The organism is Bacillus sp. MT(2024), from assembly GCF_036362845.1.
Taxonomy (GTDB): Bacteria; Bacillota; Bacilli; order Bacillales; family Bacillaceae; genus Bacillus; species Bacillus velezensis.
Map to the genome: position 1 here is coordinate 1,602,857 of NZ_CP143632.1, position 14,794 is coordinate 1,617,650.

Here is a 14,794-nt window from a genome sequence, read left to right on the forward strand (position 1 = left end):
AATACGGAGGTGAAGAAAATGTCAGGAGAAGTTCTCTCCCAAAATGAAATAGACGCACTGCTTTCCGCCATTTCCACGGGTGAGGCGGATGCGGAAGAGCTGAAAAAGGAAGTTAAAGAGAAAAAAGTAAAGGTATATGATTTTAAACGGGCTCTCAGATTCTCGAAAGATCAGATACGCAGTTTAACCCGGATACATGATAACTTTGCGAGGCTTCTCACAACACACTTTTCCGCCAAGCTCAGAACGTATATTCATATATCCGTCAGCTCAGTTGACCAGGTGCCGTATGAAGAATTTATCCGTTCCATACCGAACATGACGATTTTAAATTTATTCGATGTTCATCCGATGGAAGGCAGAATCATGATGGAGGTTAATCCCACCATCGCATACGCAATGCTGGACCGCGTCATGGGAGGCATCGGCATCACTCATAACAAAGCTGACAGCCTTACGGAAATTGAAACGAATATTATTTCTAACTTATTTGAAAATGCACTGGGCAACTACAAAGAAGCTTGGCAATCGATTGCTGATATTGACCCTGAAATGACTGAATTTGAAGTGAATCCTCAGTTTGTACAGATGGTTTCCCCAAATGAAACAGTCGTTGTCATTTCTCTCAATACACAGATAGGTGAAATCAGCGGTGTCATTAATCTTTGTATTCCCCATGTCGTACTTGAGCCGATTATCCCTAAGCTTTCCGTACATTATTGGATGCAATCAGACCGGAATGAAGCGAAGCCCGAAGAAACGAAGCTGCTTGAAAAGCGCATCATGACGGCTCAAATTCCCGTTGTGGCTCTCTTGGGCGCTTCTGAACTGACAATAGAAGAATTTTTGAGTTTGGAAGTCGGGGACTGTATAACTCTGGACAAATCAGTGACTGATCCTCTTACTGTATTGGTCGGAAACAAACCGAAGTTTTTAGGGCAGGCCGGCCGGGTGAATCGAAGACAGGCAGTGCAAATTTTAGATCACGACATAAGAGGTGAACAAGATGAACAATAGATTATCTCAAGATGAAATCGATGCTCTTCTTAACGGCACAAGCAGTCAGTCAGAGGATACAGAACAGCCTCAAGGGGCGAACTTGTCTGAACTTGAGCGCGATGCGATCGGAGAAATCGGGAATATTTCGTTCGGCAGCTCGGCTACGGCGCTGTCCACTCTTTTAAATCAAAAAGTGGACATTACGACGCCGAGTGTGACCGTCATTTCAAAAAGCAAAATCAGTGATGAATTTCCTCATCCGTATGTTGCCATTGAAGTGAACTACACAGAAGGCTTTGACGGCAGCAATTTGCTCGTCGTCGAACAAAGCGACGCGGCCATCATCGCGGATTTGATGATCGGCGGAGACGGCCGGGGCGCCGATCCGTCACTCGGTGAAATCCACCTGAGCGCCGTGCAGGAAGCAATGAATCAAATGATGGGCTCGGCTGCTACGTCAATGTCGACCGTATTCAGTAAAAAGATTGACATTTCTCCGCCAAGGGTTGAACTTCTGGATGTGACGGAAGAAAAAGGGACCGACAGAATACCTGAGGATGACCTGCTCGTAAAAGTGTCATTCCGTCTGAAAGTCGGTGAATTAATCGATTCGAGCATCATGCAGCTTTATCCGATTACGTTTGCGAAAGATCTGATCGCAGAACTGATGACTGCAGACCAGCATGAGTCAGAGGCTGCAGAAACCGTCACAGAACCACAGGAAACATACGAAACGCCGCAGCCGGAACCTGCCATGCAGCCGGAGCCGCAGGCAAAACCCGAGCTTCCGAAGAGACAGGGAACCGCAAAAAAAGCTGCTCCTGTTCAAGTCGCTCCGGTAGAATTCCAGGCGTTTGATCATAACGAAGCGGCGCAAGGATCAAGGAATAACCTTGATATGCTGATGGATATTCCGCTTTCCGTTACGGTTGAGCTCGGCAGAACGAAGAGAAGCGTCAAAGAAATCCTTGAACTTTCTGCGGGAAGCATTATTGAGCTTGACAAGCTGGCTGGTGAACCTGTTGACATCCTGGTCAACCAGCGGATCGTGGCAAAGGGCGAGGTCGTTGTCATAGAAGAAAACTTCGGCGTGAGAGTCACTGATATTTTAAGTCAGGCAGACCGCCTTAACAATTTAAAATAAGCGAACATAGAGGAGAGAAACAGATTATGGCACACAGAATTTTAATTGTAGACGATGCAGCATTTATGAGAATGATGATCAAGGATATTTTAGTGAAGAACGGTTTTGACGTTGTAGCTGAAGCTTCAGACGGAGCGCAGGCAGTTGAAAAATTCAAAGAGCATTCCCCCGACCTAGTGACAATGGATATTACAATGCCTGAAATGGACGGGATTACAGCTCTAAAGGAAATTAAACAGATCGATCCGCAGGCGAAAATCATCATGTGTTCAGCTATGGGCCAGCAGTCAATGGTTATTGACGCGATTCAAGCCGGCGCAAAAGACTTTATCGTGAAACCATTCCAAGCGGACCGCGTGCTTGAAGCCATTAATAAAACATTAAGCTAAAGGGTGTACGACTGTTGAAAAAGAGTCATGGTTTACTAGCTTTGATTTGTTGTTTCGTTTTACTCAATGTACATCCGTTCCCTGCTTTTGCGGCGGAGTCTGACAATTCCACCGTCAACGAATGGTTTGACAAACAATCAACAAACAAAACAGAGAAAAAAAGCGATACATCGAAACAAACGGCTGATCAAGAGATAGGGGATGCTTCTGCATCTTCTGTCTCCGCTTTTGATTTTGTAAAGATGATCGGGGCGTTATTATTTGTCATTCTGCTGATCTATGGATTTGTCAAACTGATGAATAGAAGAAACCGTCTGCTGAAGCCGTTTCAATATGTAGAAAATATCGGCGGAACGTCAGTCGGCCAAAACCGTTCCGTGCAGCTGATTAAAGTGGGAAACAGCGTTCTCGTAGTCGGTGTGGGCGAAACGATACAGCTTTTAAAAGAAATTGAAGATGAAAAAGAGCGCGAGGCGATTCTGAGCCAATACGAAGAGTCGGTGTCTTCAAAAGTGGAATGGACCAAGCTCGTAAATCCGCTTAAGGATGGGGAAAAAAAGCCGCAAACGATGCTTCCGTCGTTTTCAAAAGCGCTGAAAGAACAGCTGAACGAGCTGAAACAAAGCCGTTCTGAAGGAAAGAAGAAAGGCCCTTATCATCATGAATGAATTCATTAATCTTTTTAATTCAAGCAGTCCGACCGAAGTCAGCTCCACTGTTAAATTACTGCTGCTTTTGACTGTCTTTTCAGTAGCGCCGGGGATTCTGATTTTGATGACCTGCTTTACGAGAATCGTCATCGTTCTGTCTTTTGTGAGAACCTCACTGGCGACGCAGAACATGCCTCCGAACCAGGTTTTAATCGGCCTTGCGCTGTTCTTGACGTTTTTTATTATGGCGCCGACTTTTTCAGAGATTAATAAGGAAGCCTTAACGCCGCTGATGGACAACAAAATCAGTCTCGATGAAGCATATACAAAAGCCGAGAAGCCGATTAAAGAGTATATGAGCAAGCATACAAGGCAGAAGGATCTGGCGCTGTTTATGAACTATGCCAAAATGAAAAAACCTGAATCGATTCAGGATATTCCTTTGACGACGATGGTGCCCGCTTATGCGATATCAGAACTCAAAACCGCTTTTCAAATGGGCTTTATGATTTTTATTCCGTTTTTAATTATCGATATGGTCGTGGCGAGCGTCTTAATGTCAATGGGAATGATGATGCTTCCGCCGGTTATGATCTCTCTGCCCTTTAAAATATTGCTTTTCGTTTTGGTCGATGGATGGTATTTAATCGTGAAATCTTTGCTTGACAGCTTTTAGGGTAGGTGCTAATTGTGAGTTCAGAATTTGTAATTTCCATGGCGGAAAAAGCCGTATATGTAACACTAATGATCAGCGGGCCGCTGCTTGCGATCGCGCTGATCGTCGGTTTGCTCGTCAGTATCTTTCAAGCGACAACTCAAATCCAGGAACAGACGCTAGCGTTCATTCCGAAAATCGTGGCGGTGATGCTTGGACTGATCTTTTTCGGTCCTTGGATGCTGTCGACGATTCTTTCGTTCACAACTGATCTGTTCTCTCATCTGAACCGATTTGCAGGGTAGAATCAAATGAATTCCATCATTGATTTATTTCCCGCTTTTTTATTGGTCTTTATCAGAATCTCTGCTTTTTTTGTAACGGTGCCGGTGTTCGGACATCGGAATTTGCCGGCGGTTCACCGAATCGGCTTTGCTTTTTTTCTTTCGATGATCTGCTTCAGCACGCTGAAACATGCGCCGGAAATAGAAATAGGGGAACAGTATATGCTGCTTGTCATAAAAGAGGCCGTTGTGGGCTTGAGCCTCGGGCTGATTGCTTTCATGATGATGACAGCCATTCAGATAGCGGGTTCCTTTATTGATTTTCAGATGGGCTTTTCCATCGCCAATGTTATTGATCCGCAATCAGGAACGCAAAGCCCGCTGATCGGACAATTCGTTTATACGCTGGCGCTGTTATTTATGCTCAGCGTAAACGCCCATTATCTTTTATTGGACGGGATTTATTACAGCTTTCAGTATATTCCGCTTGATCAGGCATTTCCGTCGTTTGGAAATGATCACTTTGGACTTTTTATCGCAAAAAGCTTCAATGCCATGTTCATTATCGCTTTTCAAATGTCTGCGCCGGTTGTGGCCAGTCTGTTTTTAGTTGATTTGGCGCTCGGTATTGTGGCGAGAACGGTGCCGCAGCTGAATGTTTTCGTTGTCGGGCTTCCTCTGAAAATAGCCGTGAGCTTTATTATGCTGATCGTTTGTATGGCGGTGATGTTTGTCGTCGTCCGCAACATCTTCAGCCTTACCGTTGAAACCATGCGGAATCTATTGGCATTGGTCGGTGTGACATGATGAGACTCAGACTGAATCTGCAATTCTTTGCCGGTGAAAAAACGGAGAAAGCCACTCCGAAAAAACGGAAGGATACAAGAAAGAAAGGACAGGTCGCGAAAAGTACGGATGTGAATACAGCCGTTTCTTTACTGATTATCTTTCTTTCGCTGATCGCGCTCGGTCCTTATATGCGGGACAGGCTGCTGTCCTTTATTAAAACGTTTTATACGAAATCGATATCATTACATCTGTCAGCATCTGCCGTGCATGAACTGTTCGTGGATACGGTAAAAGATATCAGCCTCATTCTCGCGCCGATAATGCTGGTCGCGCTTGTGGCAGGTGTCGTGAGCAATTACATGCAGGTGGGTTTTCTGTTTTCTGCGGAAGTCCTCAAGCCTGACTTGAATAAGCTCAGCCCGCTGAAAGGATTTAAGCGGATTTACAGCATGAGGGCGATTGTTGAACTGGTCAAATCCATTTTGAAGATTACTGTGGTCGGTTTTGCCGCCTTTATGGTGCTCTGGCTGCATTATGGCGATATTCTCCGCCTTCCGCTTTTAACGCCTGCGGAAGTGCTCACTTTCGTTTCTAAGCTCACGCTTTGGATGGGGCTTGCGGGATCAGGGGCTCTAATGCTGCTGGCCGGGCTTGATTACTTATATCAGCGTTTTGACTATGAGAAAAATATCAGAATGTCAAAGCAGGATATAAAAGATGAATACAAAAAATCGGAGGGTGATCCGATTATCAAGTCTAAAATTAAGCAGAAGCAGCGGGAAATGGCGATGAGGCGGATGATGCAGGAAGTGCCGAAAGCGGATGTCATCATTACCAACCCGACCCATTATGCGATTGCTTTAAAATATGATGAAAAGAAAATGGACGCCCCTTACATTGTTGCCAAAGGGGTCGACCATCTCGCATTAAAAATAAGGCAGATCGCCAAAGAACACGATGTCATGACGATTGAAAACAGGCCGCTCGCGCGTGCGTTATATGATCAGGTTGACATTGACCAGGCTGTGCCGGAAGAGTTTTTCAAAGTCATTGCGGAAATTTTGGCTTATGTATATAAAACGAAACAAAAAGTATAGTGAATTTCAGATTCAAAAGGAGAGAAAAACAGCATGTCAACAAGAGATTTATCGGTTTTAATAAGTGTTGTCCTCATTGTGGCAATGCTGGTGATTCCATTCCCTCCATGGTTGTTAAGTATTTTGATCATCATTAATATCTCTCTTGCGTTGATCGTGCTTCTCACCACAATGAATATGCAAGAACCGCTGCAATTCTCGATATTCCCGTCATTGCTGCTGTTATTGACGCTGTTTCGGCTTGCGCTCAATGTGTCGACGACACGTTCGATTCTTTCTCACGGAGAAGGGGGAAAGGTTGTTGAGACATTCGGGAATTTCGTTGTCGGCGGAAATGTGCTGGTAGGGCTTGTTGTCTTCATTATCTTGATTATTATTCAGTTTATCGTCATTACAAAAGGCGCCGAGCGGGTATCGGAAGTGGCGGCGAGATTTACGCTCGATGCGATGCCCGGAAAGCAAATGAGTATTGACGCGGATTTAAATGCCGGCATGATTACGGAGCAGGATGCAAAGCACAGACGTGAAAAAGTCGCTCGGGAAGCGGATTTTTACGGCGCCATGGACGGTGCGAGCAAATTCGTCAAAGGGGATGCCATCGCGGGGATCATCATCGTGATGATCAATATTATTTTCGGAATCGTAATCGGCATGCTGCAGCAGGGGATGAGCATACAAGAAGCTGCGTCTCACTTTACAATGCTGACGGTCGGTGACGGTATCGTTTCTCAAATGCCGGCCTTGCTCATTTCAACGGCTACGGGGATTGTCGTGACGAGAGCGGCCTCTGAAGGAAACCTCGGTCACGATATTACAGGCCAGCTGTTTGCTTATCCGAAGCTCTTGTATGTAGCCGCGGGAACTGTACTTTTGCTCGGTCTGCTTACACCGATCGGCATTCTGCTGACGGGGCCGATCGCCGGTCTGCTTGCATTCGGCGCTTATATGCTGTCCAAAGCGGATAAGCCGAGCGAAGAAGAGGAAGAAATTCTTGAAGAAGAGGCTCAGGCGGATGAACTGAAAAGCCCGGAAAGCGTTGTGCAGCTTTTACATATTGATCCGATTGAATTTGAGTTCGGATACGGACTCGTGCCGCTTGCAGACGCGGGGCAGGGCGGTGATCTTCTTGACCGCATCGTCATGATCAGACGTCAGCTTGCGCTTGAATTGGGACTTGTCATTCCGGTTGTGCGCATCAGGGATAATATCGCGCTCCAGCCGAATGAATACAGATTGAAAATTAAAGGCAATGAAGTCGCTAAAGGAGAGCTCCTGCTGGATCATTACTTAGCGATGTCACCGACGCCTGAAGATGACGTCATTGAAGGCATTGAAACGATTGAACCGTCGTTCGGACTTCCCGCAAAATGGATCAGCGAAGCTGCAAAAGATGAAGCGGACATGCTGGGGTATACAGTTGTTGATCCGGCGTCAGTCGTATCTACGCATATTACAGAAAAAATTAAGCAGCATGCTCACGAACTGGTCGGCAGACAGGAAACAAAGCAGCTGATCGATCATCTGAAGGAAAATTATCCTGTGCTTGTTGAGGAAGTCACGCCAAACCCTCTTTCTGTCGGCGATATTCAAAAGGTGCTTGCCAAATTGCTGAGAGAAAAAGTTTCAATCAGAAACTTGGTGACCATTTTTGAAACTCTTGCCGATTACGGAAGATTAACGACAGATTCAGACCTTTTGACAGAATACGCGAGACAGTCGCTTGCCAAACAAATCACGGCACAATATGCGAGAGAGCATGAAACGCTGAAGGTCATCACATGCTCAGGCCGGGTGGAAAAAGCGATTGCAGACGGGGTTCAGCAGACTGAACAGGGCAATTACCTGTCACTCGATCCTGAGGTTTCAGACAGCATCATCCGTTCTGTCGCTAAAGAGGCCGAGCAGCTTTCCATCCGTCAGGAGTCAGCGATTCTTCTTTGCTCTCCTGCTGTCAGAATGTATGTAAAACAGCTGTTAGAACGGTATTTCCCTGATCTTCCGGTTCTTTCTTATAATGAGCTGGAAGCAAATGTTGAAGTACAGAGCATTGGAGTGGTGGATATTTAATGAAAATAAAAAAATTTACAGCCGCTTCAATGCAGGATGCCGCGAAGCAAATCAAAAAGGAACTCGGCAATGATGCCGTTATTTTACATTCCAAACAAGTAAAGAAACGAAAATGGCTGGGGCTGCGGTCGCAGCAGGCCGTCGAAGTGATAGCGGTTTTAGATCGTGACGTCAGGGAAGCGAGAAAAACGCCGCCGGCTGCCGCTGGAGAAATGAAAAAGACGGAAACGGCGGAGAAAGCTGAGCCTGTTCAGCCGCCGCGTCTTCCGGATCAAAGTATTTCCGGCGAACTGGCGCATTTGAAAGAAGTGCTCCCTGAACCATTAAAAAAAGCCGAGAGACTATTGAAGCAAGCTGGGCTTCCTGATCATACGCAAAACGCCGTACTCAGTGAATTGCTCAGTTCTTCAATTGTTTCCGGAGATTTAACTGAAGATAATGTCAGCTCAAAACTGCAGGATTTGTTAGTGAAAAAACTCCCTTTGGCAGACAGGTGGCAGGAAGGGATTCAATCAAAATACGTCGTGCTTTTCGGTTCAACCGGGGCCGGCAAAACGACTACACTTGCGAAACTTGCGGCCTCATCAATGCTGACAGAGCATAAAAAAATTGCCTTTATGACGACGGATACTTACCGGATTGCCGCGGTCGAGCAGCTGAAGACATATGCGGAGCTGCTTCAGGCTCCTCTTGAAGTATGCTATTCAAAGGAAGAATGTCTGAAGGCACTGGAAAAATTCGCTGAATACGACCATGTTTTCATTGATACAGCCGGCAGAAACTTTAAAGAAGAGCAGTATATTACGGAATTACAAGAGATGATTCCGTTTGAATCAGGATTACAATCCTTTCTCGTATTATCGGCATCTGCAAAATATGAAGATATGAAACAGGTGCTGAAACAGTTTTCCGGTGTGCCGGTCAATCAATTCATTTTCACGAAAACGGATGAAACCGCCTCACTCGGCTCCGTGTTTCAAGTGCTGTCGGAATCAAGAATCGGCGCCGCCTATTTGACAAATGGACAGGATGTGCCTGAAGATATCCTATCGGCTTCACCAAAAGAGTTTGTAAGGATGCTTTTGGCATGAAACCCGATCAGGCAGAGTCATTAAGAAGGAAAATGAGAGAGCGGCAAATGATCAAGCCGGAGCTTTATGAGAAAAAAGCGAAGACATTAGCCGTCATCAGCGGTAAAGGCGGCGTCGGAAAATCTAATTTAACATTAAACATGGCAGTTGCCCTGCAGGAAAAAGGAAAAAAAGCACTCATCATTGATCTTGACATCGGAATGGGCAACATTGATGTGCTGATCGGCGCTGCTTCTTCCCGCACCATTATTGATGTGATGGAGAATCGGCATGCATTGGCTCAATCACTTTCCTCCGGTCCGAAAGGCCTTCGCTACATATCCGGAGGAACGGGGCTTGAGGCGATCTATCAAGCAGACAGAGAGAAGTGGTCGGCTTTTATGAATGGTCTTTCCGCTGTATTAAGCGATTTTGATTACGTTCTGTTTGATATGGGAGCGGGACTTTCAAAAGAACAGCTGCCGTTTATTTTATCGGCGGAAGACATTCTCGCCGTGACAACGCCTGAGCCGACGGCCATTATGGATGCCTACAGCGCGATCAAACATCTTTTGCTCGCGGATGAACGGCTGACCGTAAACATTGCTGTCAATCGCGCCCGCGCCCAAAAACAGGCGCTGGACACGTACAACCGCCTTTCTCATGCGATTCACACGTTTTTAGGCGCGGAGGTGCGTTTCGCCGGCTCCATACCCGATGATCCGCTAGTAAGTCAAGCTGTCATTGACCAGGTGCCTTTTTTAATAAAAAGTCCTCAAGCAAAAGCCAGCAGGTCCGTCCGTCTTCTGACGGATGTCTTGTTTCAAACGGAAGAAAACAAACCAAGAGAAGAGAAACCGGCATTTATTGAGAGATTATCTTCTTTTTTATTGAGGAGGACTTTACAGTGATTCGTGTGCTTGTCGTTGATGACTCAGCTTTTATGAGAAAGATGATTACCGATTTTCTGGCTGCGGAAGTGCAGATAGAAGTCATCGGGACAGCCAGAAACGGGGAAGAGGCGCTGAAGAAAATAGAGCTTCTCAAACCGGATGTTGTCACGCTTGATATTGAAATGCCGGTCATGAACGGAACGGATACATTACGGAAGATCATCAGCATATATAAACTTCCCGTCATCATGGTATCGAGCCAGACACAGCAAGGGAAGGACCGAACGATCAACTGCCTGGAAATGGGCGCTTTTGATTTTATCACCAAGCCTTCCGGATCGATTTCACTTGATCTTTATAAAATTAAAGAGCAGCTGATTGAGAGAGTGATTGCAGCCGGGCTGTCCCGCGCCCAAAAACCTGAGGCGGCAGTGAAAGAGCCTTCTATCCCGGAACGTCCGGCTTTGGCGGGATTTGAAAGACCGAAAGCAAAATCCGCCAAGCAGGCCGTATTCATCGCGACCTCTACAGGCGGACCGCGGGCTCTGCAAAAGGTGATTCCGAAACTGCCGAAGGATTTAAAGGCGCCTGTATTTGTCGTTCAGCACATGCCTGAAGGCTTCACCGCTTCACTTGCAGACAGACTCAACCATTTGTCAGATATTCAGGTCAAAGAAGCGGAAAACGGTGAAGAAGCGAAAGACGGATGGGTGTACATCGCGCCCGGCGGAAAAAATATGACGGTTGCAGAGGAAGGCGGAAGGCTCCGCATCATTCTTGACGTTCATGATACGGAAAGCCGGCATAAACCGTCAGCCGATTATTTGTTTCGGTCGGCAAGCCGCTTATCCGATTACGAAAAGGTAGCCGTCATTATGACAGGCATGGGCAGCGACGGAACCGAAGGCGTAAAAGAAATGCTCAGAACAGGCGGCGTTAAAACGATTGCGGAATCGGACGAATCCTGTGTTGTGTTCGGAATGCCGAAGTCAGCGATAAAGGCGGGCCTCATTCATGAGATTAAACATGTGGAAGATATCGCGGCATCCATCACCGGATGTGTGAAAAAAGAGAGGGTGTGAATCAATTGGATATGAATCAATATTTAGATGTCTTTATTGATGAAAGTAAAGAGCACTTACAGACATGTAACGAAAAGCTGCTGCTGTTGGAAAAAGATCCGGCAGACCTTCAGCTTGTGCATGACATCTTCAGAGCTGCCCATACGCTGAAAGGCATGAGCGCAACGATGGGATATACAGATCTGGCGCATTTAACCCACCTGATGGAAAATGTGCTGGACGCCATCCGCAACGGAGAAATGCCCGTTACATCGGATTGGCTGGACGTGCTGTTTGAAGCGCTTGATCATCTTGAAGAGATGGTGCAGTCCATTATTGACGGAGGAGACGGCAAACGTGATATTTCTGAAGTAAGTGCTAAGCTCGACGTAAATGCGGTGCATGAGACTGCGGCTTCAGCCGAAACAGCAGAACCGCCGGCTTCAAAACAACAGACTTCAACTGAATGGAATTATGATGAGTTCGAACGGACTGTTATTGAAGAGGCGGAAGAGCAGGGATTCAGCCGCTATGAAATAACGGTTTCCCTGAATGAAAGCTGCATGCTCAAAGCCGTGCGCGTGTACATGATATTTGAAAAGCTGAATGAAGCCGGGGAAGTCGCAAAAACGATACCCGCCGCGGAAGTACTTGAGACGGAAGATTTCGGAACGGATTTTCAGGTGTGTTTCTTGACAAAGCAGCCTGCTGAAGAAATTAAAGAACTCATCAGCGGCATTTCAGAAGTGGAGAAAGTCGAAATTTCTGCCGGTGCGCCGTTAAAAACGGCCGAAAAACCGCAAGCGGCTGAACCGGTGAAGGAAACTCCGGTTAAAAAGGCTGAAAAAACGCCGAAGCCGCAAGCGAAAACGGAAGAACAGCCGAAGCATCACAGCGGCTCGAAAACGATTCGTGTCAACATTGAAAGACTGGATTCTTCAATGAATCTTTTTGAAGAACTTGTCATTGACCGCGGACGTCTTGAGCAGATCGCCAAAGAGCTTGACCACAATGAGCTGACTGAAACCGTTGAACGCCTGACCAGAATTTCGGGCGACCTTCAGTCTATTATTCTTAATATGCGGATGGTGCCGGTAGAAACCGTCTTTAACCGTTTCCCGAGAATGATCCGCCAGCTTCAAAAGGAATTAAACAAGAAAATCGAATTGTCCATCATCGGAGCTGAAACGGAGCTGGACCGCACGGTGATTGATGAAATCGGCGATCCGCTTGTGCATTTAATCAGAAACAGCATCGATCACGGCATTGAATCGCCTGAAGTGCGGGTGAATAAAGGAAAACCGGAATCGGGTCATGTCGTGCTTAAGGCATATCACAGCGGCAATCATGTCTTTATTGAGGTTGAAGATGACGGGGCCGGCCTGAACAGAAAGAAAATTCTTGAAAAAGCGCTCGAGCGGAGTGTAATCACCGAACGTGATGCTGAAACGCTTGAAGATAATGAGATTTACGAGCTTATTTTTGCTCCTGGCTTCTCGACTGCCGATCAAATTTCTGACATTTCAGGGCGGGGCGTCGGCCTGGATGTCGTAAAAAATAAACTCGAATCACTCGGCGGCTCTGTCAGTGTCAAATCCGCGGAAGGTCAAGGTTCTCTTTTCAGTATCCAGCTTCCGCTGACACTTTCAATTATATCCGTTCTTCTCATTAAACTGGAAGAAGAGACGTTTGCGATACCGATTTCTTCTATTATAGAGACGGCTGTTATTGATAAGAAAGATATCCTGCAGACGCATGACAGAGAAGTGATTGATTTCAGAGGCCAAATCGTTCCGATTGTCTATCTGAAAAAAGAATTCGGCATTACGGATTCAAAACAGGATGCCGATCAGTTCCATGTAATCGTCGTGAAAAAGGGCGATAAATCCACTGCTTTTGTCGTGGACTCTTTTATCGGACAGCAGGAAGTCGTACTGAAATCACTCGGCGACTATTTGACGAACGTCTTTGCGATTTCCGGCGCTACGATTCTCGGAAACGGAGAAGTGGCGCTGATTATTGATTGCAATGCGCTGATCTACTAAAACGACACGAGGAGGTGCCCGCATGACTGCTGAAATCAAAACAGGTGAAAAAATGATTGTGTTTATGATAAACGGGAAAGAATACGCTATCTCAGTTTCCCAGGTGAAATCAATTGAAAAGTGGCAAAAACCGACGAGGGTCCCGGGGGTGGAATCTTATATCCGCGGCGTTATCAATCTACGCGGAGTGATTACCCCGGTTCTTGATTTAAGAAAACGTCTGAACCAGCCTGAACAGGACATCACAGAAGAGACACGGATTATCATCATTTCTTACCGTGACGCCGATGTCGGATGGGTCGTGGATGAGGCCAATGACGTCATCACCGTGCATGAAAATGAAATTGAATCCGCGCCTGAAAGCCAGACAAAGGAAACGGATGTGTGGATTAAACAGATCGTCAAGCAAGATAACAGGCTCCTCAATATTATCGATGCGCATGCGGTGCTGGATAAAGGTGCTTCGGCATCTGCGTCCGGAGAGCCGAATGCTTAAAGGGGAAAAGACAACATGAGTAAGTTTGAAGCGATCAAAGAAGAGCAGATGGATATTTTGCGGGAAGTCGGAAATATCGGGGCGGGTCACTCGGCTTCTGCCATGGCTCAGCTGCTGAACAGAAAGATAGACATGGAAGTGCCGTTTGCGACTTTATTGACATTTGATGAGCTCGCTGATTTTTTCGGCGGGGCTGAAACGCCGGTCGCCAGTATCTTTTTAAGAATGGAAGGCGACATGACCGGTTCTATCTTTCTCATCATGCCTTTTGATCAAGCGGAACAGTTTATCAGAGAGCTGATCGGAAATCCGGATTTTGATATTGACCAGTTGGGTGAAGATCATTTGAGTTCTTCTGCTTTACATGAGTTTGGCAATATTTTAGCAGGCTCCTATTTAACGGCATTGGCTGATTTGACAAAGCTTGAGATTTACCCGAGCGTGCCGGAAATCTCACTTGATATGTTCGGCGCGGTTATCAGTGAAGGACTGATGGAGCTCAGCCAAGTCGGAGAGCATGCCATTGTCGTGGATACTTCTATTTTTGACCAGGGCAGCCGGCAGGAGCTCAAAGCCCATATGTTTATGCTCCCGGACTATGATTCTTTTGAAAAGCTCTTCGTCTCATTGGGTGCGGCTTTATGAGCCGTGCGGAAGCCGCAGTCGTTAAAGTGGGGATTGCGGATGTTCAAGTCGCGCGTTACCCGGATAAAATCCGAACCTCGGGACTCGGTTCATGCGTGGGGCTGGTTTTATACGATAAAGACAAACAAACGGCAGGACTCGTTCACGTCATGCTGCCGGACTCCGGTTTATCAAAAACGGCGGAGCTCAACCGTGCAAAATACGCGGACACCGCCGTTAAGATGACAATTGATATGCTTTTGAAAGCCGGCTGCCGCAAGTTTGCCCTGAAGGCAAAACTCGCCGGGGGAGCGGAGATGTTTAAGTTTAAAATGACAAACGACCTGATGAAAATCGGTCCGAGGAATGTAGCGGCTATCAAAGAGCAGCTTTCATTGTATAACATTCCGGTCATCAGTGAAGATACGGGCGGCTCAAGCGGCCGGACGATTGAATTTGAGCCAAAGTCCTGCATGCTGCACATTCGAACTGTTAAACAAGGTGAAACAACGATTTAATAAAGGTATGAGG

The 14,794-nt window shown here is 46.4% G+C and carries 16 protein-coding genes; all 16 read left to right on the forward strand.

Annotated elements, in window-relative coordinates; translation table 11 throughout:
• Positions 1–18: 18 nt before the first annotated feature.
• From fliM to cheD, 16 genes are read left to right on the forward strand one after another with little or no spacing between them, the layout of a single operon-like run.
• On the forward strand, positions 19–1,017 hold the full coding sequence (gene fliM, locus VP472_RS08110) for a flagellar motor switch protein FliM (protein ID WP_003154240.1): 999 nt from the start codon (positions 19–21) through the stop codon (positions 1,015–1,017).
• Positions 1,007–2,143, forward strand: a complete 1,137-nt coding sequence (fliY, locus tag VP472_RS08115) for a flagellar motor switch phosphatase FliY (protein WP_146276772.1) — start codon at positions 1,007–1,009, stop codon at positions 2,141–2,143. Before fliM ends, fliY begins: the two co-directional genes overlap by 11 nt.
• 26 nt (positions 2,144–2,169) lie before the next feature.
• On the forward strand, positions 2,170–2,532 hold the full coding sequence (gene cheY / locus VP472_RS08120) for a chemotaxis protein CheY (protein WP_003154238.1): 363 nt from the start codon (positions 2,170–2,172) through the stop codon (positions 2,530–2,532).
• A 14-nt stretch (positions 2,533–2,546) separates the two neighbouring features.
• The gene (gene fliZ, locus VP472_RS08125) at positions 2,547–3,200 is read left to right on the forward strand and encodes a flagella biosynthesis regulatory protein FliZ (protein WP_146276774.1); all 654 of its coding nucleotides are present in this window, start codon (positions 2,547–2,549) and stop codon (positions 3,198–3,200) included.
• Positions 3,193–3,858 (forward strand): flagellar type III secretion system pore protein FliP, encoded by a 666-nt coding sequence (gene fliP / locus VP472_RS08130; RefSeq protein ID WP_007409786.1) that lies wholly within the window; start codon positions 3,193–3,195, stop codon positions 3,856–3,858. The genes fliZ and fliP overlap by 8 nt, the downstream gene beginning before the upstream one ends.
• A gap of 14 nt (positions 3,859–3,872) precedes the next feature.
• Complete coding sequence (gene fliQ / locus VP472_RS08135; RefSeq protein ID WP_003154234.1) at positions 3,873–4,142, forward strand: flagellar biosynthesis protein FliQ; 270 nt, start codon at positions 3,873–3,875, stop codon at positions 4,140–4,142.
• Positions 4,143–4,148: 6 nt separating this feature from the next.
• Positions 4,149–4,928, forward strand: a complete 780-nt coding sequence (fliR, locus tag VP472_RS08140) for a flagellar biosynthetic protein FliR (RefSeq protein WP_146276776.1) — start codon at positions 4,149–4,151, stop codon at positions 4,926–4,928.
• The gene (flhB, locus tag VP472_RS08145; RefSeq protein ID WP_007409787.1) at positions 4,928–6,007 is read left to right on the forward strand and encodes a flagellar biosynthesis protein FlhB; all 1,080 of its coding nucleotides are present in this window, start codon (positions 4,928–4,930) and stop codon (positions 6,005–6,007) included. Before fliR ends, flhB begins: the two co-directional genes overlap by 1 nt.
• A 33-nt stretch (positions 6,008–6,040) precedes the next feature.
• The gene (gene flhA / locus VP472_RS08150; protein ID WP_003154231.1) at positions 6,041–8,074 is read left to right on the forward strand and encodes a flagellar biosynthesis protein FlhA; all 2,034 of its coding nucleotides are present in this window, start codon (positions 6,041–6,043) and stop codon (positions 8,072–8,074) included.
• Positions 8,074–9,165, forward strand: a complete 1,092-nt coding sequence (flhF, locus tag VP472_RS08155; protein WP_146276778.1) for a flagellar biosynthesis GTPase FlhF — start codon at positions 8,074–8,076, stop codon at positions 9,163–9,165. Before flhA ends, flhF begins: the two co-directional genes overlap by 1 nt.
• Complete coding sequence (locus VP472_RS08160) at positions 9,162–10,055, forward strand: MinD/ParA family protein (protein WP_020955825.1); 894 nt, start codon at positions 9,162–9,164, stop codon at positions 10,053–10,055. Before flhF ends, VP472_RS08160 begins: the two co-directional genes overlap by 4 nt.
• Complete coding sequence (locus VP472_RS08165; RefSeq protein ID WP_017417783.1) at positions 10,052–11,119, forward strand: protein-glutamate methylesterase/protein-glutamine glutaminase; 1,068 nt, start codon at positions 10,052–10,054, stop codon at positions 11,117–11,119. The genes VP472_RS08160 and VP472_RS08165 overlap by 4 nt, the downstream gene beginning before the upstream one ends.
• A 5-nt stretch (positions 11,120–11,124) precedes the next feature.
• Positions 11,125–13,143, forward strand: coding sequence for a chemotaxis protein CheA (cheA, locus tag VP472_RS08170; protein WP_017417784.1), 2,019 nt, complete (start codon positions 11,125–11,127; stop codon positions 13,141–13,143).
• Positions 13,144–13,165: 22 nt separating this feature from the next.
• Complete coding sequence (gene cheW / locus VP472_RS08175) at positions 13,166–13,639, forward strand: chemotaxis protein CheW (protein WP_003154225.1); 474 nt, start codon at positions 13,166–13,168, stop codon at positions 13,637–13,639.
• A 15-nt stretch (positions 13,640–13,654) separates the two neighbouring features.
• Positions 13,655–14,284, forward strand: coding sequence for a CheY-P phosphatase CheC (cheC, locus tag VP472_RS08180; protein WP_014417781.1), 630 nt, complete (start codon positions 13,655–13,657; stop codon positions 14,282–14,284).
• On the forward strand, positions 14,281–14,781 hold the full coding sequence (cheD, locus tag VP472_RS08185) for a chemoreceptor glutamine deamidase CheD (RefSeq protein WP_003154219.1): 501 nt from the start codon (positions 14,281–14,283) through the stop codon (positions 14,779–14,781). The genes cheC and cheD overlap by 4 nt, the downstream gene beginning before the upstream one ends.
• Positions 14,782–14,794 lie beyond the last annotated feature (13 nt).